Raw genomic sequence first — 22,657 nt, forward strand, 5'->3', positions numbered from 1 at the left:
CGGGGCAGGGTGGCGGCAAGGTGCCCGGCTTTGCCTTTCCCAGCGGATATTGCTAGGACAGGCAGGGATTCCAGACAGAAAGAGGTGATCATGGCGGCGCGTCAGCCCCTTATCGTCGGCAATTGGAAGATGAACGGTCTGCAGGCCAGCCTGGCCGAAGCCAAGGCGCTGGCTGAGAAGGCCGCAGCGCAGAAACCCGTCGCCGAACTCGGCCTCTGCCCGCCGGCGACGCTGGTGGCTGTCATGGCCGCTACGCTGAAGGGCAGCCCTGTCGGGGTCGGCGGCCAGGATTGCCATGCCAAGGCCTCGGGCGCCCATACCGGCGACATCTCGGCGGAGATGCTGAAGGATGCCGGCGCGACCTATGTGATCGTCGGCCATTCCGAGCGCCGGGCGGATCACGGCGAGAGTGATGAGATCGTCCGCGCCAAGGGCCAGGCAGCCCATCGCGCCGGACTGGTCGCCATCGTCTGCGTCGGCGAGACGCTGGCGCAGCGCGATGCGGGCGAGACCCTGAAGGTCGTCTCCGGCCAGGTGCGCGCCTCGCTGCCCGACGATGCGACGGCGGCGAATACGGTTGTCGCCTACGAGCCGGTCTGGGCGATCGGCACCGGCCGCACGCCGACGGTGGAGCAGGTGGCCGAGGTGCATGCCGCGATCCGCCAGGACCTGATGGCGCGCTTCGACGACGGCGCGAATTTCCGCATCCTCTATGGCGGATCGGTGAAGCCTGACAATGCCAAGCAGCTCATGGCCGTGGCCGATGTCGATGGCGCTCTGGTCGGCGGAGCTAGCTTAAAAGTCAGTGACTTCTGGCCAATCATTGAAGCGAAAAATTAGTTCAAGAGATGGCGCAGAATGGGCATCGAACAGCGTGATCAGGACGGCAGGCTGGCGGCCTTGAAGAAGGTCGCGGAGACCTTTGCCGTCTCGGTCACGCCGCATCTGCAGGCGCAGATCGATCCCGCCGATCCAAAGGATCCCATTGCGCGCCAGTTTCTGCCCGATACGGCCGAGCTGACCACTTACGAGCACGAGCGCGCCGATCCCATCGGCGATGACAGCCACAGCCCGGTGGCGGGCATCGTGCATCGCTACCCCGACCGGGTGCTGCTCAAGCTGGTCAATGTCTGCCCTGTCTATTGCCGCTTCTGCTTCCGCCGCGAGATGGTCGGGCCCGGCAGCAGGGGCCTCAATGCCGAGCAGCTCGATGCGGCCATCGACTACATCGCCCAGCATCCGGCGATCTGGGAGGTCATCCTCACCGGCGGCGATCCGCTGATCGTTTCGGCACGGCGGCTGGCCGAGGTGATGCGGCGGCTGGATGCGATACCGCATCTGGGCGTGATCCGGCTGCATTCCCGTGTGCCGGTGGTCGACCCCGAGCGCATCACGCCCGAACTGGTCGCGGCGATGAAGCAGACCGGCAAGGCCGTGTGGCTGCTGCTGCATGCCAACCATGCCCGAGAATTCGTGCCTGAGGCCCGGGCCGCCATCGCCCGTCTGGTCGATGCCGGCATTCCGGTGCTAGGCCAGTCGGTGCTGCTGAAAGGCGTCAACGACAGTCCTGCGGCGCTGACCGACCTGTTCAAGACGATGGTCGCCAACCGCATCAAGCCGCATTACCTGCATCACGGCGATCTGGCGCGCGGCACAAGTCATTTCCGCGTCAGCCTGGAAGAGGGGCAGAAGCTGATGCGCCGCCTGCGCGGCCATGTCTCCGGCCTGGCGCAGCCGACCTACATCCTCGATATCCCCGGCGGCCATGGCAAAGTGCCGGTCGGCCCGGTCTATGCCGAACCGCAGGAGGATGGCGGCTGGACTGTCACCGATCCCTGGGGCTGTACACACCACTATGCAGATCCTGCGGTGGACGAGGATTAGCAGGCACAACAGCGGAGCGGTTGGCGTGATGGCAGTGATATCACTGCAATCAAATCGGCCTTTTTTTGAGTCCGCTTGGGTTCGTTTGGAACCGTTCCGGCCCATTTGAGCCGTTCGATACTGTTTCAGGTCCGTTTGTGACTGTCTTGGGTTCGTTTGAGCCCGTTGGTCACATCACGCAGCCACGTCAGAATTGATCCTTCGCAAGGCAAGAAGGCTTAAAAGCGCGGATACTCCAATCTGCATATTGTACCGGTTGGAGCAGTGCCATGGCCACCACAGAGACAAAATCCTCAGCGCCCGCTGTCGCCACACGGCCGGGCTGGTTCCGTGCCTATTGGAAACTGCTGCTCGCCGTCGCCGGACTGATCGCCGTTCTGCTGCTGCCAACGCCGGCGGGATTGCCGGTGGCAGGGCAGTATATGCTGGCCGTCCTGGTCTTTGCCGTGGCCGTGTGGATGACTGAGGCACTGGATTATGCCGTCTCGGCCGTCGTGATCGCGGGGCTGATGTCGGTGCTGCTCGGTTTTGCGCCGAACCCTGCCAATCCAGGTGCCTTGATGGGCACCAGCGCAGGCCTGGGCCTGGCCTTCAGCGGTTTTTCCAATTCCGGACTGGCACTGGTGGCATCCGCGCTGTTTCTCGCCGCCGCCATGACGGCGACCGGTCTGGACAAGCGCATCGCGCTGACCATCCTCTCGCGGGTCGGCACGGATACGCGCCAGGTGATGATCGGCCTCATTCTGGTCGGCTTCGTCATCTCTTTCCTGGTGCCGTCCACGACCGCCCGCGTGGCCTGTCTGGTGCCGATCACGCTCGGGATCATCGCCGCCTTCGGCGTCGAGCGCCGCAGCCGCTTTGCCGGCATGCTGATGATCATCACCGTGCAGACGGCCAGCATCTGGAATGTCGGCATCAAGACGGCGGCGGCGCAGAACATGGTGGCGATCGGCTTCATCGAGAAGATGCTGCACACCACCATCACCTGGCTGGACTGGTTCATTGCCGCGGCACCTTTCGGCGTGGTGATGTCGATTGCCCTTTACTTCATCATGAACTGGATGATGCCGCCGGAGATGCGCAGCGTGCCGGGCGGACGCGACGGCATCCGCAAGTCGCTGGCTGAGCTCGGACCGATGAAGCTGTCGGAGAAGAAGCTGCTGGCGCTGTCTCTGACCCTGCTGGCCTTCTGGGCGACCGAAGGTGTGCTGCACAGGATCGATACCAGCACCACAACCGTTGTCGCCGTTGCGCTGATGTTCATGCCCGGCATCGGCATCATGACCTGGAAAGAGGCGCAGCCGCGCATACCCTGGGGCACCATCGTGCTGTTCGGTGTCGGCATCAGTCTTGGCAGCGCGCTTCTGCAGACCAAGGGCGCAAGCTGGCTTGCTCAGATGCTGGTGAAGCTGCTGGGGCTGGAGCAGGCGACGGCCCTGTTCATCCTCGGCACCATGAGCCTGTTCCTGATCGTGATCCATCTCGGTTTTGCGAGCGCCACGGCACTGGCTTCGGCAATGATCCCGATTGTCATCGCCGTGCTGCAGAACGTCATCACGCCGGGTATCAACGTGGTCGGCATGACCATGCTGATGCAGTTCATGGTCAGCTTTGGCTTCATCCTGGTGGTGAATGCGCCGCAGAACATGGTGGCCTACGGCACCGACACGTTTGCCGCGCGCGACTTCATCCGCACCGGCCTGGCGATCACGGTGGTGGGCTTCCTGCTGGTGATGCTGCTCGGCGCAACCTACTGGCGCTGGCTGGGATACGTGTAAGGAAGTACGCGTAAGAGAAGAGGGGGGCGTCAGCGCGCCCCCCAGGCTTCCAGCAGCCATTGATGCATCGGATGTTCGCCGGAAGAGCCGGGCAGCCGCGGGGCAGCCTCGCGCACCTTGCTGGGGCTCATCCCGTAATGGGCGCGGAAGACGCGCGAGAAATGCGACTCATTGGCGAAGCCGGCCGCATAGGCGATGGAGCCAATGCTGCGCGCGGCGGTATCCGGGCTGCGCAGGGCGGCAAAGGCATGTTCTAGCCGGCGCAGCATGATCACCTGGCTGACGCCGCCGCGGGAGGCGAAGGCGCGGTACAGATGCGCGCGCGATACCCGAAGCTCGCGGCACAGGGTATCGGGGCCAAGCGTCTGCACGCCGATATTGGCGTCGATATAGGCCATCGCCCGCTCCAGCAGGGCCTGGGCCTGCTGGGTCTCGTTTTGCTGCGCAGCTTCCACGACCCCGAACAGACTGCCTCCGATGGAAGCGGCGATGCTTTTTGAAAGACCAAAAACCTCTGCATTGCCGGCCGTCGGAAGCACTTCCAGCAGGCTGGTCAGGCATGCCGCCAGAAGCTGCCCGGTTGGCCGGTCTTTGGTGATCACCGTGCCGTGGACATCGGCGGCGGGCATGAAAGGGACCACGAGCTGGCGCGGCAGGAAAAGCATGAGCATGGAACAGGCGTCGAAACGTGTCGAAAACGGCCGGCTGAGATCGGCGAGGGCGGTATCGCCAGCCTGAAGCGTAACGGAGCGGTCGCCGGCGAGCGCGGTGGCACCGCCAGAGAAGCAATGCACGATCATGAAATGATCGGCGCTGCGCCGGCACTTCATCCGGTCGCGGACGAATTGCTGCGGCGACATGGTTACCCGGGTCACCATTAGCCAAGGACTGAGATAGGAAACGGTCTGTCCAAAGAAGGGAGGACTGCCCGGTCCATCGGGCACGATCACGTCGACGACCGGATTTAAATGCGCTCTCCATTCAGCCAGGCGCTCATGCTCCGGCCACATCTCGGAGCGGAACTCCCAGCGGATGGGGCTCTCTATCAGATGGCTTTCTGCCATGTGCTTACCCCGCGCTAGATCTGCGCCGTTTCTGGCGCGAAATCAGGATTCCCGAAATTGGTAAAGGAAGGGTTTTGCTGACTGTCTCATTTCCTTGTTCTGAGCATCTCACCCAGCAATATGCAGCTTGTGTCGGGGCCGGCTTGGCCTCAGGTTGTTCGCGTGTGTCGACTCGCAGTACCCTTCGGTCCGACCCTGAATTGATTAGGCATTATAGGGGCTCGGCCGAAGGGAATGTGAGAGGGGTGGCGGGCCCGGAGGCGGGGAAAGAATTTCGTGTGTCTCCGAATTGCCGATTTCCGGTGGCGGCTGATTGGCCGTCACCGGCGCTGCCCGCCCTCAATTATAATTGCAAGCGCTAGTGTTCAGGCTCCCTGTATAACGCGAGTTTGCGGCCAATTCCTCGTTTGCTAGACTGTTGTGCCGATCTGCGTGAAGGCGTTGCGGGCTGCGGTTTGCGGCCAATTCCTCGTTTGCTAGACTGCATAGCGCCGTTATACAGGCGTTGACACGCTGCGGTTTGCGGCCAATTCCTCGTTTGCTAGACTCGCGAGTTGATCGAGGTCGGCGTGCCGTCGAGCTGCGGTTTGCGGCCAATTCCTCGTTTGCTAGACTTTGCGTTCGTGGATCTCGATCACTTCGGCGGCTGCGGTTTGCGGCCAATTCCTCGTTTGCTAGACTCGCCCGGTGGAGGGCTGAGCCATGCTCTGGCTGCGGTTTGCGGCCAATTCCTCGTTTGCTAGACTCTTGCCAAACCGCTTCTGGATGCTGACCAGCTGCGGTTTGCGGCCAATTCCTCGTTTGCTAGACTAGGACAGGGGCGAAGCGCGCGCTCGCTTGTGCTGCGGTTTGCGGCCAATTCCTCGTTTGCTAGACTACCATGGCCCGAGGGCGGCGGACCCGACGAGCTGCGGTTTGCGGCCAATTCCTCGTTTGCTAGACTTTCGGACGTGATAGTATCGCCCGCCAACTCGCTGCGGTTTGCGGCCAATTCCTCGTTTGCTAGACTCTGAACCCGCTGGTTCAGCAGTTGGCCCTTGCTGCGGTTTGCGGCCAATTCCTCGTTTGCTAGACTTCCCGCGCTCGCAGGATGCCTCTTTTCCTTCGCTGCGGTTTGCGGCCAATTCCTCGTTTGCTAGACTTGCATGTCGGGAAGGGCGCGATGAGGGAAGGCTGCGGTTTGCGGCCAATTCCTCGTTTGCTAGACTTGCGGCGGTTCATATCCATAAGCTCGCGCCAGCTGCGGTTTGCGGCCAATTCCTCGTTTGCTAGACTTGCCGGCTTGCGCGTTGCCGTCACGATCAGGCTGCGGTTTGCGGCCAATTCCTCGTTTGCTAGACTTGGCAGGCCGATATAGTCAGCAGCCCATGCGCTGCGGTTTGCGGCCAATTCCTCGTTTGCTAGACTTCCGAGACGTGGTCTTTCTTCGCCGACATCGCTGCGGTTTGCGGCCAATTCCTCGTTTGCTAGACTTCCAATTGCCTCGCCGTGTCCTAGTTTTTAGCTGCGGTTTGCGGCCAATTCCTCGTTTGCTAGACTTGCGAGGCAGCCAAGCCCTGGCCGATCGATGGCTGCGGTTTGCGGCCAATTCCTCGTTTGCTAGACTTAAGCGGCCAACGCGGGCGAGCCGCGCGCGGGCTGCGGTTTGCGGCCAATTCCTCGTTTGCTAGACTTGTCGGCGTCGTCGTTGAGCCTGGCCGCATGGCTGCGGTTTGCGGCCAATTCCTCGTTTGCTAGACTTGCGGTGCACCGTGCGGAGCAGTTGATCAGCGCTGCGGTTTGCGGCCAATTCCTCGTTTGCTAGACTTCCGAAAGGTCGAACGCCGCATAGCCCTCGCGCTGCGGTTTGCGGCCAATTCCTCGTTTGCTAGACTAGGATCGGTCAAATCGTCATGCTCGATTGTGCTGCGGTTTGCGGCCAATTCCTCGTTTGCTAGACTTAGGTCGGCGAGGATGGTTGCGTGGTCCATGGCTGCGGTTTGCGGCCAATTCCTCGTTTGCTAGACTTTCGAAGTTGTCCCGGAATGCGAGCCCGGCTGCTGCGGTTTGCGGCCAATTCCTCGTTTGCTAGACTTGCCGCAAGGATGCGTTCAGCGCCGGCCTGCAGCTGCGGTTTGCGGCCAATTCCTCGTTTGCTAGACTTTCGGGTCCATCGTCAGAGTCCTTTCGGGTAGCTGCGGTTTGCGGCCAATTCCTCGTTTGCTAGACTTTGTATCCCTCCACCAGACGCGGCCCCATAAGCTGCGGTTTGCGGCCAATTCCTCGTTTGCTAGACTTGCGGCATCCGACATGTTAGCGATAATGGTGCTGCGGTTTGCGGCCAATTCCTCGTTTGCTAGACTTCCGTTCCCGACAGACCACCAACTCGCAGTTGCTGCGGTTTGCGGCCAATTCCTCGTTTGCTAGACTTGCTTCAGCGGCGCGGCATCAAGCCGGCCGAGCTGCGGTTTGCGGCCAATTCCTCGTTTGCTAGACTTTTGCTTCCGCTTCTGGCCCCGCCAGTGTCAGCTGCGGTTTGCGGCCAATTCCTCGTTTGCTAGACTTTACACCGCCGGCCATGTCCATGCCATCGCGCTGCGGTTTGCGGCCAATTCCTCGTTTGCTAGACTTGCGGCGGTCATGGCGTCGATCTCGTCTTGCGCTGCGGTTTGCGGCCAATTCCTCGTTTGCTAGACTTTACAGGGCTTCAAACAGGTAGATCGGTGCAAGCTGCGGTTTGCGGCCAATTCCTCGTTTGCTAGACTTAAGCGCCAGCCGGTCATTCTGGACGGTAGCGCTGCGGTTTGCGGCCAATTCCTCGTTTGCTAGACTTCTTCACCGGCGAGGTGTCAGAGCAATGTTTGCTGCGGTTTGCGGCCAATTCCTCGTTTGCTAGACTTGCATGGCGGTTTCGAACACCGCCTTGACGTGCTGCGGTTTGCGGCCAATTCCTCGTTTGCTAGACTTGTCGTTGATGATCTTCAGCAACGCAGGGTCGCTGCGGTTTGCGGCCAATTCCTCGTTTGCTAGACTTACCGGCCGCGGAGGCTTCACGTCAGCCCGCGCTGCGGTTTGCGGCCAATTCCTCGTTTGCTAGACTTTCATGAATGGGTTTTCACAAAGCACGGCGGGCTGCGGTTTGCGGCCAATTCCTCGTTTGCTAGACTTTTGCGTACGCAAGCAGCCGCTCCCGGTTCCGCTGCGGTTTGCGGCCAATTCCTCGTTTGCTAGACTTGACGCCTTGCAGGCCCTTTATCGGGCCGCCGCTGCGGTTTGCGGCCAATTCCTCGTTTGCTAGACTTATGTGGTCCCCAGAATGAAGCCCAACCGACGCTGCGGTTTGCGGCCAATTCCTCGTTTGCTAGACTTAGGGTCCGCGTAACCATTTGGTTTAAAAATAAAAATCGCTCGATTGCCGCCTTAGAACGGCGCCCCAATCGAGCGATTTTTCCTACCGGGGAGAGTTTTGCGGCCCGATTCGGCAGATGTTCCAGCTGACAGGAGGCCATCAGAACATCTCCATCTGCGCCGGCGCATCCGGCATGGCTTGGCGTGCGCGGCCGACAAAGGTCCGGATTTTTGAAAATTGCTTGTCGGTGATCACCATGAAACGGACCTCCCCCTCGGCTGGTACGCATTTGCCCATGCGGTTTACATGGACGACCGCATTTTCGTGACTCGCGCAATGCCGATAGTAGACGGAATACTGCATCATGGAAAAACCGTCTTCCAGCAAATCCTTGCGGAAACGGGCATAGGCGCGGCGCTGCTTCTTCGTCTCGACGGGCAGATCGAAAAAGGCGAAAACCCACACGGTGCGCCATCCATACGGCCATGCCGGATTTTCAGGTTTCCGCCGAGCCATGGGAAAGCGCCTCGGTCAACGGCAAGCCGCGGGGTAGAGCAAGCAGCGCCGATCCCGGCAGTTCGGCAACATTCTCGCCGGTCATCGCCGCGGCTAGGCTTTGCGCGGCCTTCTCAATGCCGAGCATCAGCGGAAAGGCCTTGCCGCCAATAACAATGCGCTCAGCGAACAAGCTGAGCAGGGCGCGCTTCCCATCGCGGTCGACTTCCCCAGTGTGTCCTTCGTCACGAATGGCCCTCACTTTCCAATCGACGTAGGGGCGAAACGGCTCGATCAGATCGTCGGCGAGACAGAAAGGGTTGTCGCGCCGTTCATGGAAAACGCCGAGGCTTGGATGTAGCCCCGTCCCAACGAGGGCGCGGGCGCAGGCAGCTCGCAGCACGGCATAACCGTAATTGAGCAACCCGTTCGGTGGCGCTCCGAAGCGGTCCCGTCGGAAGTCGCGTCCCATCAGTGCGGGCCAATACCGCTGCGCCGCCTGAGCTTCCAAATTGTCCGGATCGCCGGAACGCACTCGTCCCGCAAGGCCGCTCAAACCTTCGTCTTTACCGGTAAAGGCCGTCAGCACTGCCGCCTGCTGGCTGATTTTAGCAACCACCAGCGCTTGCCAGATGCGCTTCTTTACCGGCGCTCCTGCATTGGCCTGACTTTGGAAACGCGATGCCTGAAGGACATGACCATCCAGCGGCAGCAGCAGCCCAATCGGCATGTGATCCTTGCCGCATAACGCCACCGTGGTTCCGGCCTCGGCCAGGGCAGCCAGTAGGGAGTGCGAATAGCGCGTCTCGGGATGATCGACGATCAGGACGCCGAGATCCTCTATCGGTACGGTGGTCGGATCTCGACCTTCCAGCTCGATCACCAATTGCTTGTGCTGCATGCGAAGCTTGGTGGGAGCTGACGATATCTCGATCACCCGCTTCAACATGGAGGCCTCAATCGCGGGCCGGCCTGACCCGGCCGATGGGGTCGACGGAAACTTTTTTTGCCCCCATAGCCACTAAGCTCGACGCATTGGGCCTTTTCCAAACCGTCCCTCCAGCCTCGGTATGATCCACCAAGACTATTTGCCCTGAGTCCCAGACGCTGGTCACAACACGATAGATTGGCCGGCCGTTGTTGTTGGGAAATGCCAGTGTTGTGCCTGGTGTTAGGGTGAAAAGGAGTTGCGCGCCATCTGGCAGAACTCGCTGAACGACGGGCTCTTTCCTAGCAGTGCGGCGTGCTGCTTCTATCCGGCTGACAGTTCTGTAACTTACTTTTCCGTCAATGGACCGATAGATCGCCATGTGATGGTTATCACTGGCCGCGGCGTAGGCTTTTCCACCGTTTAGGGCGGTCACAAGATGAGGTTGCGATTTCACAATAACTCTGGCCTTCTTGACCTCGCGATCCGGTTTTCCAGCTCTGCCAGGTAGCATGAGCGGTGTCGCGAAGGCTTTCTTGACATCGCCGTCATGGGCGGCCAGCCGTTCTTGCGCCAGCGTGCGGATACGCTCGTCGCGTATCGCGTCTATTTCGCCCTTGCTCATCTGCGCTAAGGCTTTGCGTTTGACATAGAAGCGATATTCCTTGCCGCCTTCGCGTATTGGCGGCTCGCCGCTATCGCCAAGCCGGGTTTCGTCATGCAGCGGTCCATTCACCTTACGGCGAACGCGATGCGATACGACGATAGCCTCCAGCGCCGTACGCAGATCGTCGCGGAAGGCCGGCCAGGGCAGGTCGATTGCCGGCGGCTTTTCTTCGGGGCGGTCTTCTTGCGCTTTATACCAGCGGACGATGTCCTGCATCGCCCGGGTATCGAATAGGGCGGTCACTGCAGCATCGAGGGCATGATGGCGGTGATCGTCGCGATTTTTCCTTCCGTCTTCGCCGAGCAGGCGATCCAGATGCCATAATTTGCGCAAACGCGACACGATGCGGCCATTGCGCGGTTCGACGTCGAAAATTCCGCGCGGCATCAATTGGCCGAGCCACGCCCGTGCCTCCCGGGCAATGTAAGCGGTATCGCCGATCAACCGGTCGTCGCTTCTGTCGTCTGCCGCTGCGAAAGGTTGCTCTCGCGTGAAGCGTTTCCACTTGCTCTCGGGGAAATGTCCAGCATCCACCTTATTGCGCAGGTGAATCTTCACTTCTTCCCAGTCCGGCAGATCGGCTATGCCATGATTGCTGGCGTAAAGCTCGAAAGGAGTCCGTTGTCCTTTCTTGTTATTCACGTCACGTCGGCAAAGGGTCTTGTTCGCAAAGGAATCGTCCAGACTCAACGAGCGCGGCCAAATATGCTCGATGTCATATCGCGGCATGTTGCCGAATAAGTCGGCAAATCCGATGCTATCGAAAGTGTAGGGGCAGGTCTTTTCGCATTCCTGCCATAACAGCCATTTTTCAATATCGCCTGCGGTAGGTTCGCGGCCAAGGGATGCCTTTAGTTCCTTGGCAGCCTGCTTGCGCTGCCGTTCGCGCTCGGCAAGCGTCCGCATGTAATTCGCTTTATCTTTACCGGTCAGCGCGACGTTGCGGGCAAGCTCGATGCGAATGCGCTCCGGTTTGCCATAAGTCGCGAGCAGGTTATTGACGACCTTGCGAAGTTCGGTCAGGGCACGTTTCACCGTAGGATTGCGCAGATCCTCGAATTGCCGCGGATCCGACGGCAGCTTTTCTATGGGGTCCGATTTTTCGAATTGCTCCGGGTAAACGAGCTTGCGGGCCTCGGCATAGGTGAGGCCGGCCTCCATATGAGGCAGCAATTTTTGGATGGCCTTGATCGAATGGCGTAACCAGGCAGCCGGCGGCTCGATACGGGACAGGGTTTCGGCGGTTTTTCGGCTGGCGTTCCATTCCGCTTGTGCGAACGCAATGAAGCGCTGACGTTCGGCTTCGGCGGAGTTGCCGTCACGGATTTCCACTCGCTTCTCGCCCAGCTTTCTGTATTGGATCGCCCAGAGCCGATCTTGCAGTTCCGCACGGATGGCGTCTTTTTTGGGGTGCGTATTCCAGGCTTCGCCAAAGGCGTCGATCAATGCCGCTTCCAGCGCATTGCCGGGCAAAGCCTTCTTGCCGCCTTCAACCTCGAAATTGAACTTTGTTTTGAGCGATGTGCCATTGCGTTGCCAGACCGGCTTCAACAGTTTGCGCGCAGCTGGGAAGGAAAGGGACGGGGAGGTTTCCAATGCCGCCAATAGCAGCCTGCGTTCATCCTCGTCCAGGGGGCGGGCATTGCCACCTGCCAATCGCAAATTGTTCAGCGTCTGCAGCATTTCGAAGCGCTGACCAATCCAGGCGCCCTTCGGGCAAAGCGGTGCGTCCTTTTCTAGCAGGCAAGTTCCGAGGGTCTTGAGGCGCCAGAAAATCGGACGTTGCCGGAAGGCCGTTTCAGCCAGGGCAGCCCTAAGATTGTCGGTAAGCAAGTCGGGATGATATTTGACTTGAGCCGTCCAGAAACGCTCGAACTCTTCCTGCGTCATGGTCCGTGCCGTATGGTGCCCGCGGCGTTTGCTCTGGGACTTCAGCCACTGGCCCAACGTACGTCCTTGCAGCTCGGCGGCAATCTGGCTGATTTCTGCCTTGATGCCTTCGTCTTCTTTCTCCTTGGCCGGGTCAGATGGCTCGACGGCCGCGATACGGGCCGACTGGAAGCCGCGCCGCTTGAGTATATGGAAGAGGGCTCGGCCTACTTCGTGCGGTGATAACTTCTGGCTCAAGCCCCGGTCGCGTAGGTCATAAGGATCGGCCTGCGCCAGTTCTGCGGGCCACTGTTTCGGATCGTCGGTAGGGAGCAGTCCGGCTTCAGCCAGGATTTCATGCAGTGCCCGCCGGCGCCAGCGCTTACGTCGCAATTGCCGGCGCATCATCCGCTTGGCGCGCCGCTGGGCGTTACGCGGTTCGCCTTTGTCTTCGGTCACCCCCTCCGGAAAGATGCGGACGCCCAGCCGTTCGATGCGGCCAGCCTTCCGGTCGGAATCGTAGTCGATGACGGCGAAGCCGATGGAGGTGGTTCCGACGTCGAAGCCCCAGATACGCATGCCTGCCCCCAATACGAGTATATTCTTTTATCTTGCAATCACAGGATGACTCAGGTATGGTGCCTGTGTCTAGCAAACAAGGAATTGGCTCGCTTACCGCAGGCAAAGCTTAAGCGTTCCAAGAGCGAGGGCTGGGCGCCCCTCCGACGCGATATACGCCCAACTTTCAAGCCCTTGCCGGTTACGCCGGCAGGGGCTTTCCATATGCGGCGGCAGGGTGTAAAAGCCCCCGGACTTTCCGGAGATTGATGCGATGATGACCTTCCTGCTCGTGGTGCATATCCTGCTCGCGCTGGCGCTGATCGGCGTGATCCTGATGCAGCGTTCGGAAGGCGGCGCCTTGGGCATTGGCGGGGGCGGCGGCTTCATGACCGCGCGTGGCCAGGCCAATCTGCTGACCCGCTCCACGGCCATTCTCGCGGCTCTGTTCATCGCCACCAGCATCCTGCTGGCCATTCTCTCCGGGAATCGCGGCACGCCGCGCTCGATTCTCGACGCTCCGGCGCCGACCGCCCCGGCAGCGCCCGCCGAGTCGCAGAAGCCGAGCGTTCCGCTGTCTCAGTAACTATCGGAAACTTCTAAAAGTTTTCAGTGTTGTGAAATCGCGCACGGCAGTGCGCATAGCCCTTCATTGTGTCGGATGAATGCGTTAAACAGGAAGCCCATGACGCGGTACATCTTCATCACCGGCGGCGTGGTTTCCTCCCTCGGAAAAGGCTTGGCTTCGGCGGCGCTCGGTGCCCTGTTGCAGGCTCGCGGCTACACCGTCCGCCTTCGCAAACTCGATCCCTATATCAACGTCGATCCGGGCACCATGAGCCCGTATCAGCATGGCGAGGTCTTCGTCACTGATGACGGGGCCGAAACCGACCTTGATCTTGGCCATTACGAGCGCTTCACCGGCGTGCCCGGCCGCCGGAGCGACAACATCACCACCGGCCGCATCTATCAGACGGTGATCGCCAAGGAGCGCCGCGGCGATTATCTGGGCGGCACCGTTCAGGTGATCCCGCACATCACCGACGCCATCAAGGATTTCATCGCCGCCGAGAACGAAGGCGTCGATTTCATGCTGGTGGAAGTCGGCGGCACGGTGGGCGATATCGAAAGCCTGCCGTTCCTGGAGGCGATCCGCCAGTTCGGCCTGGAGGCGGGCCGCGGCCAGGCGATCTACATCCATGTCACGCTGGTGCCCTATATCGCCGCCTCGGGCGAGCTGAAGACCAAGCCGACGCAGCATTCGGTGAAGGAGCTGCGCTCCATCGGCATCCAGCCCGATATCCTGCTCTGCCGCGCCGACCGCGAGATCCCGCAGGGCGACCGCAAGAAGATGGCGCTGTTCTGCAACGTGCGCGAAGAGGCCGTCATTCCGGCGCTGGACGTCGAGACGATCTATGCCGCGCCGCTGGCCTATCACGAGGCCGGCTTGGACGTGCAGGTGCTGAAGGCCTTCGGCATTGATGCCGGCAAGGAGCCGGACCTGAGCGGCTGGAAGAACATCGTGCAGCGCGTGGTGTCGCCGGAAAGCGCTGTGAAGATCGCCATCGTCGGCAAGTATACCGGCCTGAAGGATGCCTATAAGTCGCTGGCCGAGGCGCTGGTGCATGGCGGCATCGCCAACAATGCCCGCGTCAACATCGAATGGATCGAAAGCGAGATCTTCGAGAAGGACGAAACAGCCCTGCATGCGCTGGATGGCGTGCATGCCATCCTGGTGCCGGGCGGCTTCGGCGAGCGCGGTTCGGAAGGCAAGATCAAGGCCGTCACCTTTGCGCGCGAGCGGCGGATTCCGTATTTCGGCATCTGCTTCGGCATGCAGATGGCGGTGATCGAATACGCCCGCTCGAAGGCCGGCATCAAGAATGCGAGCAGCACCGAATTCGGCCCGACCGACGAGCCGCTGGTCGGCATGATGACCGAATGGATGCGCGGCAACGAGCTGGAGAAGCGCTCGGCTGCCGGCGATCTCGGCGGCACGATGCGGCTGGGCGCTTATGACGCGGCCCTGAAGCCGGGCAGCCGGGTGGCGGAAATCTATGGCAGCACCCTGATATCGGAGCGTCATCGCCATCGCTACGAGGTCAATACCAGCTACCGCGAGCGGCTGGAGGCCTGCGGCCTGGTCTTCTCCGGCATGTCGCCGGACGGCCTGCTGCCCGAGATCGTTGAACTGCCCGACCATCCTTGGTTCATCGGCGTGCAGTATCACCCGGAACTGAAATCGAAGCCCTTCGAGCCGCATCCGCTATTCGCTAGCTTCGTCAAGGCGGCGCTGGACCAGTCGCGGCTGGTGTGACCCGTTAGGCGTCACCCGCAAGAGCGTCATGCCCGGGCATGACGACGGGCAAAGGGCGGCCATGTTTATTGCACCCGCCTGCCATATGTCAGGCGGCGACAAATCCAGTCCCGGTCTGTAAACTAGGCGCGGGGCGTGAGATCAGGAGAGTGACGTTATGAGCGAGGCTCAGAATCCCATCCGCCATGTGAAGGTCGGAGACTTCGAGATCGGCAACGACCTGCCGCTGACCTTGATCGCCGGTCCCTGCGCCATGGAAAGCCGCGAACACGCGCTGGACATGGCTGGCAGCCTGAAGGAGCTGACCGAGAAGCTCGGGATCAACTTCATCTACAAATCTTCCTTCGACAAGGCGAACCGCACCTCGATCCGCAGCAACCGCGGCTTCGGCCTTGAGAACGCGCTGCCGGTCTTCCGCGAGATACGCGAGACGCTCGGCCTGCCGGTGATCACCGACGTGCATACCGAAGAGCAGTGTCGTCTCGTCGCCGACAGCGTCGACGTGCTGCAGATCCCGGCCTTCCTGTGCCGTCAGACCGATCTGTTGGTGGCAGCCGCGCAGACCGGCAAGCCGGTCAACGTGAAGAAGGGCCAGTTCCTCGCGCCCTGGGACATGAAGAACATCGTTGAGAAGTTCGACTACTGCAACAATCCGAACGTGATGCTGTGCGAGCGCGGGGTGTCGTTTGGCTACAACACGCTGGTCAACGACATGCGCGCGCTGCCGATCATGGCCGAGACCGGCTGTCCGGTGGTGTTCGACGCCACCCATTCGGTGCAGCAGCCGGGTGGCAGGGGCACGGCCTCGGGCGGCGACCGTCGCTTCGTGCCGGTGCTGGCACGCGGGGCGGTGGCCATCGGTGTGGCGGCTGTGTTCATGGAGACCCACAAGGACCCGGACAACGCACCCTCGGACGGCCCCAACATGGTGCAGTTCGACAAGCTGGAGCCGATCCTCGAGCAGCTGCTCGAATTCGACCATCTGGCGAAGAGCACGCATTAAGCGCCGCTGTCTTTTCTTGTGAATTTCCGTCGCCCGCGGGGCCGGGAAACGTTTTTCTGGCCGCGGTTTTTTTTGCCGTTCTGTGGCAGAGGCTTGGGGCAAGCCCGGCTATGACGGAAAGGGCATTGACGGTGCTGCCGTCTGCCTTCAACTTGCCACCATTGGGCCCCTTGCCCCGGGCCGCCTGCCGGGCTATCCCTTCGGCGGCAATTTTCCCTTTTTATCCAGCTTTCCAGAGGTTTTGGCATGAGCGGCATTCGCGACATCGTGGCGCGGGAAATTCTCGACAGCCGTGGCAATCCCACGGTCGAGGTGGATGTGGTGCTGGAATCCGGTGCCTTCGGCCGCGCCGCCGTGCCCTCGGGCGCATCCACCGGCGCCCATGAGGCGGTTGAACTGCGCGATGGCGATAAGAGCCGCTATCTGGGCAAGGGCGTGCAGAAAGCCGTCGAGGCTGTGAACACCGAGATCTTCGATGCGATCTCAGGCTTCGAGGCCAGTGAGCAGCTCAAGATCGACCGCACGATGATCGATCTCGACGGCACACCGAACAAGGCGCGTCTGGGCGCCAATGCCATCCTGGGCGTGAGCCTGGCGGTGGCCAAGGCGGCCGCGGCCGAGGCCGACCTGCCGCTTTATCGTTATGTCGGCGGCGCGGCGGCGCATGTCCTGCCGGTGCCGATGATGAACATCGTCAATGGCGGCGCCCATGCCGACAATCCGATCGATGTTCAGGAATTCATGATCATGCCGGTTTCGGCCAAGACCTGCGCCGATGCCATCCGCATGGGCGCCGAGGTTTTCCATACGCTGAAGAAGAAGCTGAAGGATGCCGGCCACAACACCAATGTCGGCGACGAGGGCGGCTTCGCGCCGAACCTGCCGAGCACCCGCGGCGCGCTCGACTTCATCATGCAGGCGATTGAAGCGGCGGGCTACAAGGCCGGCCAGGACGTGATGATCGCACTCGATGCTGCCAGCACCGAGTTCTTCAAGGACGGCAAGTATCATCTGGAGGGCGAGGGCCTGACGCTCGATCCGGTCGGCATGGCGCAATACTGGCAGAAGCTGGTCGGCGATTATCCCATCGTTTCCATCGAAGACGGCATGGCCGAGGACGACTGGAACGGCTGGAAGCTGCTGACCGAGGCCATCGGCAACCGCGTGCAGCTCGTCGGCGATGACCTGTTCGTCACCAACCCGAAGCGCCTCGCTCAGGGCATCGAGAAGGGCATCGGCAATGCGATCCTGGTCAAGGTCAACCAGATCGGCACGCTGTCCGAGACGCTGGAAGCCGTTGAGCTTGCGCATAAGAACGGCTATCGCGCAGTGATGTCACATCGCTCGGGCGAGACCGAGGACAGCACGATTGCCGATCTGGCGGTGGCGACCAATTGCGGCCAGATCAAGACCGGCTCGCTGGCACGTTCCGACCGGCTGGCGAAGTACAACCAGCTCATCCGCATCGAGCAGGAGCTCGATGTCGCTGCGAAGTATCCGGGCCTTGCGGCCCTGAAGCGGCAGTGAGCTTGAAGCAGGGACTTCTGATTGCTGCGGCGGTCGCGCTTTTCGCAAGCGCGGCCGCGGCGCAATCGCTGAACGTGGTCGGCCGCTGGGCGGTAAGCCGCGAGCGCTGCGAAGCGGGCGAATTGATCGAATTCAGCGCCGATGGCACGTTCCGCTCCACCCTTGATGAGGCCGAGCCGCGCGAAGGCAGCTACAAGACCGGCCGCGACCGCATCATCCTGCTGGATGAGAATGAGCCCGACCGGGAACTGGCGCTGATCGTGCTCGATCTGACGCCAAACCGCCTTGTAGCCTTCGACGAGACCATCGAGGCGGACCGCCGCCTGCTGCGCTGTCGCTGATTTTTTCTTCGCTATTGCTGACGCCGGAAACGATCCGGGCCTGCGGTCAGCACGCCATTGGTCAAGGTGCCTTTGGCCGTGAAACCTGAATCGTCGAAATACTCAATCTGATTGCCTTGCACGCGGTAGCGTCCGGTATAGGCGCTCTTGCGGCTGCCGCGCGCTTCATCATATCGGCCATCGGGCAGCATCTCGAGACGGATATTGCCGTCTTCGCTGACCCACATGCCGACGACATCTGCATTTTTAGCGTCCACATTCTGCATCGCAGCCTCCTGTGCCGGACGTTCGTTGAAAAGCTCGGTCAGCGTCATCGCCGCGTCGATGGCGCGCGGAAAGCCGGCAAGGACGGTGGTCAGATAGACGACTTCCTTCAATTCCTCGCGGCTGACGCCATGGTTCAGCGCATAGGCGGCATGGATCTTCATCTGCGCGCGGTTGCCCAAGGCGGCGAAGGCGGCAACGGTGACAAGCTGCCGGGTGCGATGATCCAGGCCGGGCCGCGCCCAGACCTCGCCCAGCGCGTAGTCGGTAATTGCATCGGCGAGGAACGGAAAGTCGCGGCGCAGGGCTTCGAGAGCCGGTTGCGGCTGGCCGAGATTGAGCGCGTTCATCACCGCTTCACCGCGCTGGCGGCGTTCTGAGGTCTCCGTCTGCGCCGCGGCGGGTGCGCAGCCGGCGACGGCGCCTAACAGAAGGGCGGCGAATATCGGGCTATGCTTCATGACCCATCTCCTCATTGGGGGCTGGCATCCTCAATAGGGACTGGCAGTGGGGCGAACGATGATCTCGCTGACGTCGACATCGGCGGGCTGGCTGATCGCGTAAGCCATGGCACGAGCAACGGCGGCCGCTGGAATGGTGATCCTGCGGAAGCTTTTCATGCCTTCCTTGCTGGCCGGATCGGTGATGCTGTCGGCCAGTTCGGATTCCGTCGTGCCGGGCGAAATCACGGAGACGCGGATCCTGTCGGTTTCCTGCCGCAGGCCTTCAGAAATGGCCCAGACGGCATATTTTGTGGCGCAGTAGACGGCCGCGGTCGGATAGACGTGATGCGCGCCGATGGAAGCGAGGTTGATGATCTGGCCTTCGCCACGCGCCTTCATCACCGGCAGAACGGCGGCGATGCCATGCAGCACGCCGCGGATATTGACGTCGATCATGCGGTTCCATTCATCGAACTTCAGCGCCGACAATGCAGATAGCGGCATGACCCCGGCATTGTTGATTATCACGTCGATCTGGCCGTAGAGCTGTTTGGCATGACCGGCGAAGGCGGCCATGTCGGCGGCGTCGGTGACATCGAGCTTGCGGAACGCGGCCGTACCGCCAGCTGCGCGGATGTCGTTCACCAGCCTCTCCAGACGATCGGTGCGCCGCGCGCCGAGCAGCAGCCTGCCGCCCTGCTGCGCCAGCAGGCGGGCCGTGGCTTCGCCGATGCCGCTGCTGGCGCCGGTGATCAGAATGACTTTGCCGTTCAGGCTGTTCTGGGTGGACATGACGATCTCCCTGGTTCGCTCGGGTCTCGTTCCCGTGCGGGCCAAGGTGGATCAACAAGCGCCAAGGGCGGTAGATCAGTTCTCCGCGGTGATTGCACAATCCTCCGAAAATGTGGCCGCCATCATGGCCGGTCTGTGCCGGTCGGCCTAATGTCAGTGCTGCCGGCGGGCCGAAATCCGCCGTTTTCCGACGAAGTATTCTTCAGAACGGGAGGCGGGTACATGGAGCGGTATCGGGAACTGGCAGGCTTGATCGACCGCTTCAGCGGCCGCGACGGCGTCCATGCCACTGCTATCCCACGCGTTGGATTGATCCGCTCGACCAAGCCGACCGAGCCGCTGCATGCCCTGCACCAGCCGGCATTGTGTATCCTCGCCCAGGGACGCAAGCAGGTGATGCTGGGCGATCAGGTCTATACCTACGATAAGTCCTGCTATCTGGTCGTGTCGGTCGATGTGCCGGTGGTCGGGCAGGTGACGGAGGCCAGCGCGGCAGAGCCGTATCTTTGTTTTCGCCTGGATTTCGATCCGGCCCAGATCGGCGCACTGCTGATGGAACTCGAGTTGGATCGAGGAAGAGACGAAGCGCCCGGATCGGGGATCACGCTGGGCACGATGACGCCGGAACTGCTCGATGCCGTGATCCGCCTGTTGAAGCTGCTGGAAACGCCGCGCGATATCGCGGCCCTGGCGCCGCTGGCGGAGCGGGAAATCCTTTACCGGCTGCTGCTGGGCGACGCGGCGGCGAAGCTGCGCCAGATCGCGCTAGCCGACAGCAAGCTGCAGCAAATCAACCGAGCGATCACCTGGATCAAGCGTCATTACGCGGAGCCGTTCAGCATCAACGCGCTCACCAGGGCCGCCGGCATGAGTCCGTCGTCGCTGCATCACCATTTCAAGGCGGTGACGGCGATGAGCCCGCTGCAATACCAGAAGCAGCTGCGGCTTCAGGAAGCGCGGCGGCTGATCCTCAGCCAGGCGATGGATGCGGCGACGGCCGGCTTCATGGTGGGCTACGAAAGCCCATCGCAGTTCAGCCGCGAATACAGCCGGATGTTCGGCGCGCCGCCGGTGCGCGACATAACCCGGCTGCGGCAGTTGCAGGAATTCGGTCTGGATCAGCCGGCGGCGTGATCGTCAGTAAGTCATGCAGGCCGCGTTCAGCACGCCCACGGCGAGGCTCAGGCCTGCGGCAACGATGCCGGCGGAGGTTTCATTATTGGTAATGCGCTCGGGCAGGCGCGGCACCAGGAAGCGGGCGGCGATGAAGGTGCCCCACTGGATGATCAAGGCCACCACGCCCCAGACAGCAGCGTCCACCAGGCTTTGCGAATTCATGATGGCGGCGGCGAGGGGCAGGGCGAAGCCGATTGTTGCGCCGCTGAGCGAGATGGCTGCGGCGCTGTTGCCTTCCTTGATCAGGCGCCATTCGTGTTGCGGCGTCAGCTTGGTGTAGACCACCAGAAAGATCATCAGCAGGATCAGCGCGGTGACGAAATACAGCGCGAAATCCGGCAAGGTGTAGAGATAGCGCCCGAAATTCGGCGGCGTCGTGCTGATCATGTCGGTCTCACTCGAAAAGGTGTGGAACGAAACGGCTGGTGTTGCGCGTGATCGCGCTACGGTCCTCCCGGATGCCAAGTCCGCAGGCGCGGGAGGCGACAACCCAGACGCCGAGCACGGGATAAAATCCATCGAAGCATGGCATGTCGATGGCCTGCTGGTAGACCATCGCATCGACGGTCGGATCGCCCTGCATGGGCGTCTGTTCGAGGATGTCGCCATTGGCGGCCAGCCGCGTAATGCCGGCGCCTTCGCGGCCCCAGAGAGGCTTGGCGATCTTCTGCCCCTGGATGGCGGAGGCATCGAAGGAAGCGGGCAGCAGATTTTCATGCTCCGGCCAGCGCTGCCAAAGCAGGGGCAGCAGCGCCTTGGTGGAGAGCAGCATCTTCCATGGCGGCTCGATCATCCGGGTGCCGCTGGGGCCGATATGCTGGGCGAATTCTTCCTGCAGCAGCCATTCCCAGGGGTAGAGCTTGAACAGCACGGTGATCGGCTTCGCCTGCAGATCGACGAAGCGTTTGCCGTTCCAGCCGATCTCGTCGATGTAGAGGCGTCCGGTATCGAGGCCGGCCTGCACGGCAGTATCGCGCAGATATTCGGTGGTACCGAAATCTTCCTCATGATTGCGCACGCAGGCGAAATGAACGCGATGGCCCCAGAGGCCGAAATGCTTCCAGGCCTCGATCAGCGTCTCGTGGATGCCGTTGAACTGGTCGCAATGGGAGCAATAGCTGTCGAGCCATTCCCATTGCACGACGCTCGCTTCATAGAGCGCGGTTGGCGTATCGGCGTTGTATTCGAGCAGCTTGGGCGCGCCATGGCCGTTCCAGGCCAGATCGAAGCGGCCGTAGAGATTCTTGTCCTGGCGGCGCCAGGATTCCTCGATCAGGCTGCAGGCCTGGTCGGGAAGATGGAACGGCGCGTAATCGCCCCGGGCGACGATCTCGTCGACCAGTTCCATGCACATGTCTTCGAGCCGCTGGGCGGCATCGTCCAGTTCATCGACCTGTGCGGCGGTGAGGCGATAGGCGGCGTCTTCGCACCAATAGGGTTCGCCGTCGATCGTGTGAAAGGCAAAGCCGATTTTCTCGGCGCGCTCGCGCCAGTTGGGACGGGGCTCGACGGCAAGGCGCTCCATGACTGGAGGGCCTCAGCTCGCGGCGGAGTAGCTGGCGCCCGTGCGGCCGAAACCGCCCCGCGCAACGCTGGTCGGCGTCGCCTTCGGGGCATCGGGGAAACGCGTACCGCTAAGCTGGCCCAGCGGACGGTTGCCGGTATAGGCCATGTTGTTGGGATCGCGATACAGCGGCTGCGCGCCCCAGGGCGAGGGGCCGCCGAGCGAGCGGCCCAGCATGTAGCCCATCAGCAGCGGCATGAAGACGCCGCCGGAAGAGCGCGCTTGCTGTTCTTGTGCCGGCTGATTGGGATCGCCGGCCGGCTGAGCGGCCGAGAAGGCGTCGTTGCCAGCCAGGATACGGTCCGGCGTACCGCAATTGCCCTCGCCAAAGGCATCCTCGCATTCCCTCAGGCTGGCGAAGCGCGGGGCGGTCTGCACATGGGCGGCGCGGGCATCGGCCAGGGCCATGCGGCAGGCGTCGGGATCGGGCCGGCTGGAGCATTCGGCCTGATCGCGGAGCACGTCATGGCCCGCTAAGGGATCCTGCTGTTCACAGCCGGCCAAGCCGATCAGGCCGACCGTACCGAGCAGTGCGAGGCGAATTGTACGAGGTCTGCGGCGAGATTTCTTGTGCATGCCGGCAACATAATGCCGCCTTGGGCGATGGGGAAGAGGCTGGGGCCGCCCCGCTGCATACAAACTTCCCTAAATCTTTGACT

At 61.7% G+C, this 22,657-nt stretch carries 18 protein-coding genes and 1 CRISPR repeat array; of the genes, 9 read left to right on the plus strand and 9 right to left on the minus strand.

Annotated features, from left to right (window positions below):
- Positions 1 to 90: 90 nt before the first annotated feature.
- The 3 genes from tpiA to Q0603_RS01875 all read left to right on the plus strand — a co-directional run bounded on the left by tpiA (position 91) and on the right by Q0603_RS01875 (position 3,662).
- Positions 91 to 840: a triose-phosphate isomerase gene (gene tpiA, locus Q0603_RS01865; protein ID WP_298721185.1), complete on the plus strand. Its 750-nt coding sequence runs from the start codon at positions 91 to 93 to the stop codon at positions 838 to 840.
- Positions 841 to 858: 18 nt separating this feature from the next.
- Positions 859 to 1,884 carry a lysine-2,3-aminomutase-like protein gene (locus Q0603_RS01870; protein ID WP_298721188.1) on the plus strand — a complete coding sequence of 342 codons (1,026 nt, stop codon included), beginning with the start codon at positions 859 to 861 and terminating at the stop codon, positions 1,882 to 1,884.
- 269 nt (positions 1,885 to 2,153) lie between these two features.
- Positions 2,154 to 3,662 (plus strand): DASS family sodium-coupled anion symporter, encoded by a 1,509-nt coding sequence (locus tag Q0603_RS01875; RefSeq protein WP_298721191.1) that lies wholly within the window; start codon positions 2,154 to 2,156, stop codon positions 3,660 to 3,662.
- 29 nt (positions 3,663 to 3,691) lie between these two features.
- On the opposite strand, the gene Q0603_RS01880 is transcribed toward Q0603_RS01875, so the two are convergent.
- The 4 genes from Q0603_RS01880 to cas9 all read right to left on the minus strand — a co-directional run bounded on the left by Q0603_RS01880 (position 3,692) and on the right by cas9 (position 12,592).
- Positions 3,692 to 4,726, minus strand: a complete 1,035-nt coding sequence (locus Q0603_RS01880) for a helix-turn-helix domain-containing protein (RefSeq protein WP_298721194.1) — start codon at positions 4,724 to 4,726, stop codon at positions 3,692 to 3,694.
- Between the two features lie 381 nt (positions 4,727 to 5,107).
- Positions 5,108 to 8,074: direct repeats of the CRISPR family, unit length 37 nt; unit sequence GCTGCGGTTTGCGGCCAATTCCTCGTTTGCTAGACTT.
- Positions 8,075 to 8,213: 139 nt separating this feature from the next.
- Positions 8,214 to 8,519, minus strand: a complete 306-nt coding sequence (gene cas2, locus Q0603_RS01885; protein ID WP_298721197.1) for a CRISPR-associated endonuclease Cas2 — start codon at positions 8,517 to 8,519, stop codon at positions 8,214 to 8,216.
- 31 nt (positions 8,520 to 8,550) lie between these two features.
- Complete coding sequence (gene cas1 / locus Q0603_RS01890) at positions 8,551 to 9,498, minus strand: type II CRISPR-associated endonuclease Cas1 (protein ID WP_298721200.1); 948 nt, start codon at positions 9,496 to 9,498, stop codon at positions 8,551 to 8,553.
- Between the two features lie 7 nt (positions 9,499 to 9,505).
- The gene (gene cas9 / locus Q0603_RS01895) at positions 9,506 to 12,592 is read right to left on the minus strand and encodes a type II CRISPR RNA-guided endonuclease Cas9 (RefSeq protein ID WP_298721203.1); all 3,087 of its coding nucleotides are present in this window, start codon (positions 12,590 to 12,592) and stop codon (positions 9,506 to 9,508) included.
- Between the two features lie 253 nt (positions 12,593 to 12,845).
- Here cas9 and secG point away from each other — a divergent pair, with 253 nt between their 5' ends.
- The 5 genes from secG (at position 12,846) to Q0603_RS01920 (ending at position 17,759) form a co-directional block, all read left to right on the plus strand.
- Positions 12,846 to 13,157 (plus strand): preprotein translocase subunit SecG, encoded by a 312-nt coding sequence (secG, locus tag Q0603_RS01900; protein ID WP_298721205.1) that lies wholly within the window; start codon positions 12,846 to 12,848, stop codon positions 13,155 to 13,157.
- A 99-nt stretch (positions 13,158 to 13,256) separates the two neighbouring features.
- Positions 13,257 to 14,888 (plus strand): CTP synthase, encoded by a 1,632-nt coding sequence (locus Q0603_RS01905; protein WP_298721208.1) that lies wholly within the window; start codon positions 13,257 to 13,259, stop codon positions 14,886 to 14,888.
- 157 nt (positions 14,889 to 15,045) lie between these two features.
- On the plus strand, positions 15,046 to 15,891 hold the full coding sequence (kdsA, locus tag Q0603_RS01910) for a 3-deoxy-8-phosphooctulonate synthase (RefSeq protein ID WP_298721211.1): 846 nt from the start codon (positions 15,046 to 15,048) through the stop codon (positions 15,889 to 15,891).
- A 246-nt stretch (positions 15,892 to 16,137) separates the two neighbouring features.
- Complete coding sequence (gene eno, locus Q0603_RS01915; protein WP_298721214.1) at positions 16,138 to 17,418, plus strand: phosphopyruvate hydratase; 1,281 nt, start codon at positions 16,138 to 16,140, stop codon at positions 17,416 to 17,418.
- The gene (locus tag Q0603_RS01920; RefSeq protein WP_298721217.1) at positions 17,415 to 17,759 is read left to right on the plus strand and encodes a hypothetical protein; all 345 of its coding nucleotides are present in this window, start codon (positions 17,415 to 17,417) and stop codon (positions 17,757 to 17,759) included. Before eno ends, Q0603_RS01920 begins: the two co-directional genes overlap by 4 nt.
- A gap of 11 nt (positions 17,760 to 17,770) precedes the next feature.
- On the opposite strand, the gene Q0603_RS01925 is transcribed toward Q0603_RS01920, so the two are convergent.
- Both Q0603_RS01925 and Q0603_RS01930 read right to left on the minus strand, forming a co-directional pair.
- On the minus strand, positions 17,771 to 18,484 hold the full coding sequence (locus tag Q0603_RS01925; RefSeq protein WP_298721220.1) for an Atu4866 domain-containing protein: 714 nt from the start codon (positions 18,482 to 18,484) through the stop codon (positions 17,771 to 17,773).
- Positions 18,485 to 18,514: 30 nt separating this feature from the next.
- A complete protein-coding gene (locus tag Q0603_RS01930) occupies positions 18,515 to 19,258 on the minus strand; it encodes an SDR family oxidoreductase (protein WP_298721223.1) in 744 nt (247 codons plus the stop codon).
- Positions 19,259 to 19,480: 222 nt separating this feature from the next.
- Between Q0603_RS01930 and Q0603_RS01935 the strand changes: the two genes are divergently transcribed.
- The gene (locus Q0603_RS01935; protein ID WP_298721226.1) at positions 19,481 to 20,392 is read left to right on the plus strand and encodes an AraC family transcriptional regulator; all 912 of its coding nucleotides are present in this window, start codon (positions 19,481 to 19,483) and stop codon (positions 20,390 to 20,392) included.
- Positions 20,393 to 20,395: 3 nt separating this feature from the next.
- Here Q0603_RS01935 and Q0603_RS01940 read toward each other — a convergent pair whose 3' ends face one another.
- From Q0603_RS01940 to Q0603_RS01950, 3 genes are read right to left on the minus strand one after another with little or no spacing between them, the layout of a single operon-like run.
- Positions 20,396 to 20,821, minus strand: a complete 426-nt coding sequence (locus Q0603_RS01940) for a DUF350 domain-containing protein (RefSeq protein WP_298721229.1) — start codon at positions 20,819 to 20,821, stop codon at positions 20,396 to 20,398.
- A 7-nt stretch (positions 20,822 to 20,828) separates the two neighbouring features.
- Complete coding sequence (locus Q0603_RS01945; RefSeq protein ID WP_298721232.1) at positions 20,829 to 21,959, minus strand: glutathionylspermidine synthase family protein; 1,131 nt, start codon at positions 21,957 to 21,959, stop codon at positions 20,829 to 20,831.
- A 12-nt stretch (positions 21,960 to 21,971) separates the two neighbouring features.
- The gene (locus Q0603_RS01950; RefSeq protein WP_298721235.1) at positions 21,972 to 22,574 is read right to left on the minus strand and encodes a DUF1190 domain-containing protein; all 603 of its coding nucleotides are present in this window, start codon (positions 22,572 to 22,574) and stop codon (positions 21,972 to 21,974) included.
- Positions 22,575 to 22,657 lie beyond the last annotated feature (83 nt).

It is taken from the genome of uncultured Ferrovibrio sp., from assembly GCF_937960835.1.
In the GTDB taxonomy this organism is placed as follows: Bacteria; Pseudomonadota; Alphaproteobacteria; order Ferrovibrionales; family Ferrovibrionaceae; genus Ferrovibrio.

Bases quoted from the DNA above. Each gene is read 5' to 3' on its own strand.
- Q0603_RS01945 (WP_298721232.1), bottom strand. From the start codon at position 21,959: ATGGAGCGCCTTGCCGTCGAGCCCCGTCCCAACTGGCGCGAGCGCGCC.
- Q0603_RS01940 (WP_298721229.1), bottom strand. From the start codon at position 20,821: ATGATCAGCACGACGCCGCCGAATTTCGGGCGCTATCTCTACACCTTG.
- Q0603_RS01875 (WP_298721191.1), top strand. From the start codon at position 2,154: ATGGCCACCACAGAGACAAAATCCTCAGCGCCCGCTGTCGCCACACGG.
- Q0603_RS01935 (WP_298721226.1), top strand. From the start codon at position 19,481: ATGGAGCGGTATCGGGAACTGGCAGGCTTGATCGACCGCTTCAGCGGC.
- cas9 (WP_298721203.1), bottom strand. From the start codon at position 12,592: ATGCGTATCTGGGGCTTCGACGTCGGAACCACCTCCATCGGCTTCGCC.
- kdsA (WP_298721211.1), top strand. From the start codon at position 15,046: ATGAGCGAGGCTCAGAATCCCATCCGCCATGTGAAGGTCGGAGACTTC.
- Q0603_RS01880 (WP_298721194.1), bottom strand. From the start codon at position 4,726: ATGGCAGAAAGCCATCTGATAGAGAGCCCCATCCGCTGGGAGTTCCGC.
- secG (WP_298721205.1), top strand. From the start codon at position 12,846: ATGATGACCTTCCTGCTCGTGGTGCATATCCTGCTCGCGCTGGCGCTG.
- tpiA (WP_298721185.1), top strand. From the start codon at position 91: ATGGCGGCGCGTCAGCCCCTTATCGTCGGCAATTGGAAGATGAACGGT.
- Q0603_RS01925 (WP_298721220.1), bottom strand. From the start codon at position 18,484: ATGAAGCATAGCCCGATATTCGCCGCCCTTCTGTTAGGCGCCGTCGCC.
- cas1 (WP_298721200.1), bottom strand. From the start codon at position 9,498: ATGTTGAAGCGGGTGATCGAGATATCGTCAGCTCCCACCAAGCTTCGC.
- Q0603_RS01905 (WP_298721208.1), top strand. From the start codon at position 13,257: ATGACGCGGTACATCTTCATCACCGGCGGCGTGGTTTCCTCCCTCGGA.
- Q0603_RS01870 (WP_298721188.1), top strand. From the start codon at position 859: ATGGGCATCGAACAGCGTGATCAGGACGGCAGGCTGGCGGCCTTGAAG.
- eno (WP_298721214.1), top strand. From the start codon at position 16,138: ATGAGCGGCATTCGCGACATCGTGGCGCGGGAAATTCTCGACAGCCGT.
- Q0603_RS01930 (WP_298721223.1), bottom strand. From the start codon at position 19,258: ATGTCCACCCAGAACAGCCTGAACGGCAAAGTCATTCTGATCACCGGC.
- Q0603_RS01950 (WP_298721235.1), bottom strand. From the start codon at position 22,574: ATGCACAAGAAATCTCGCCGCAGACCTCGTACAATTCGCCTCGCACTG.